3 protein-coding genes are annotated in these 2,715 nt (G+C 50.0%); all 3 read left to right on the forward strand.

What is annotated here, in order from left to right:
- Positions 1-168 precede the first annotated feature (168 nt).
- Positions 169-486: a type II toxin-antitoxin system RelE/ParE family toxin gene (locus ACOYNV_RS27210; protein ID WP_422902949.1), complete on the forward strand. Its 318-nt coding sequence runs from the start codon at positions 169-171 to the stop codon at positions 484-486.
- A gap of 2 nt (positions 487-488) precedes the next feature.
- Positions 489-800 carry a helix-turn-helix domain-containing protein gene (locus tag ACOYNV_RS27215; protein WP_422902950.1) on the forward strand — a complete coding sequence of 104 codons (312 nt, stop codon included), beginning with the start codon at positions 489-491 and terminating at the stop codon, positions 798-800.
- Positions 801-843: 43 nt separating this feature from the next.
- A partial coding sequence (locus ACOYNV_RS27220; RefSeq protein ID WP_422902951.1) for a hypothetical protein occupies positions 844-2,715 on the forward strand: 1,872 nt, incomplete at its 3' end.

Consider the following 2,715-nt stretch of genomic DNA (forward strand, 5'->3'; position numbering starts at 1 on the left):
AAAACACAAAACGCCGGTCAATTCCGACTAGTTCGTATTTTGATAGGACGCAAACGGGCGATTTGGGGCGTTTTCCGGGTTTGATGGAGGTGCGATATGGGGCGCTAGGCAAGGCGAATGCCATTCAAGAACTTGCATATTTATACAAGTAATGGAATAATTCACTGCATGAAGACCGTTGAATTCCTTGGTTCCAGCCAGAAAGACCTTCGCGGGATGCCATCAGAAGCTCGGTGTGCGCTGGGTATCGAGTTGATGACCGTCCAGTTTGGCGGCGAGCCGAGCGACTTCAAGCCGATGCCCGACGTGGGCGCTGGCGCGTATGAGATTCGCTGCCGGGACGCCAACGGGGCGTTCCGGGTGATCTACGTCGCCAAGTTCGCCGAGGCCGTCTATGTCCTCCACGCCTTCCAAAAAAAGACGCAGAAGACAGCCAAGTACGACATTGACCTTGCCGCCAAGCGGTACAAGATGATAGGAGACTGACCATGAAAACGACTGACGATCCGCGCTGGAACGACACCAGCGTCACCAAGAGCAGTGGAAACGTCTTTGTTGATCTTGGATTTGACCCCGCTGAAGCTGAGGTAATGAGGATGCGCACCGAGGTGATGATACTCACCGCTCAGCAGTTGAAGGCGCGAGGCTGGACTCAGGCCGAGGCTGCGCGCCAGCTTGGAATAACCCAGCCTCGCGTCTCCCGGCTAATCAAGGGTAAGGTTGGTGACTTCAGCTTGGACATGCTGCTGACCTTGGCGGCACGTTCTGGCTTGCACCCGGAACTGCGTCTGACTGCATGACGAAGCTTGCAGCGGCGGCATACAAACGAAGGGGAGAAAATAAATGAGCCTGACTTCAGTGCTTGGCAAGGCAAGAACAGAAGAAGACGTTAAAGACGCGTACATCAGTGCATTGAATCTCAAGCGGTACACCAAGGGATTGATCGACATTCAGACCGAAGAAATCTGGTTTGAAGCAAAAGAGGCGTCCACCTCGACTGTGCTGATGTTCACCCAGTTACTGTTTTATGTGCGCAATGCCCGTGAAAAAGGGGAAAGCATTCCACCATTCCTGGCCGTAATCGACCGCGAAAAAGCCGCCATCATGGAGACCGTTAAAGCGCTGCCAATTCTGGACGATAAGGCTATCAAATGGCCTAAGTCTGGATCAAAGGTAGATAAGGCGATTGCCGCACAATCCGCGCCATATATTGAAACTCACTTCGTGGTCTACCAGATGGATAGCCACGAAAAAGAGTTCCTCCAAGCCGTAAAAACCGCCATAACAGCGGGTAAATTCATCCGTACTCCAATCACGCCTGACAACTTGCGGCAGGTGTTCGACAGGTGGGTGGATATGATCGGAAAGGAATTGGAGGGCGTTGACGAAACAGATTACGCCTTGCTGTTCTTTGCAGACATCATGCATGACGGGGTAAAAGCTGCCATGAGCGACTTGCCTGCCCGGCTGCTGCACGATGGAGATAAGCCAATATTCGAGCTGAATGGAAAAAACCACAGGCTTTCTAGCGTCAGGGGCTACCGTAATTTCTGGGCCATTTACCACCGGCCACCTGAAGAAGAGCATCGGTCATACCTTTTGGAGAGACGCGATAGTCTTTTGCCATTGGATGAACGCAGCTTCAAAGGTGCGTACTACACGCCGCTGCATGTAGTGGATAAAGCCTATGACTTGTTAGCGAAAAACCTTGGTGAGAACTGGCAGAAAAACTACATCGTGTGGGATATGTGCTGCGGCGTGGGCAACCTGGAGGTAAAGCACAGCAACCACCGAAACATCTACATGAGCACTCTTGATAAAGCTGACATTGATGTCATGAAGGCTAGTCGAACGTGCGTAGCCGCCACTCATTTTCAGTACGACTATTTGAACGACGACATCACCGCTGAAGGAAAAATTGACTACAGCGTCAGCAACAAAGTCCCTATGGCATTAAGGGCGGCGATTGCTGACGGCAAAAAGATATTGGTGCTGATTAATCCGCCGTATGCGGAGGCGACAAATACAGGTAACACGTCAACAGATGGTGGAGGGAATAAAGCTGGCGTTGCAAAAACAAAGTTCGCATCGGCTTGCATGAGCCAATACGGCAAAGCCAGCAACGAATTATTTACCCAATTTGTAGCGCGAATTGCACAAGAAATGCCCACAGCAACTTTGGCAATGTTCAGCAAATTAAAATATGTGAATGCTCCAACCCTTGAGATATTCCGCCAAAAATGGAATGCGAAGTACCTGAGTGGTTTTGTTGTACACAGTCAAGCCTTCGATGGGCTTAATGGCGATTTCCCAATTGGTTTTCTGATGTGGGCAACGAATCAAAACTCGCGGACAAAAACACCTGTCACTGAAATTGCTGTGGAAGTGCTTGATAAAAATGGGCAAGCCATTGGAGAAAAAACATTTTTCCCAACGCCTAATTCGCAACTATTAGCGGATTGGATTATTAGACCGCCAACGAACGCAATTGATACCGTTCCGTTAAAAAATGCAATCACACCAGCTACCGCCACAAAGGATTTGCGCGGGACGAAATGGGCAGATGGCGCAATAGCATGGATGAATTGTGCGGGTAATGATTTACAAAATGCAGCTCAAAAAACCATGATTTTTTCATCTGGCTACGGCAGCGGACGAGGTTACTGTTATCTCGCGCCCCTATGGAGCCATTTGAATCGCGGCTTAATGGAGCCA

This window comes from Propionivibrio sp. (assembly GCF_049316945.1).
Lineage (GTDB): Bacteria > Pseudomonadota > Gammaproteobacteria > Burkholderiales > Rhodocyclaceae > Propionivibrio.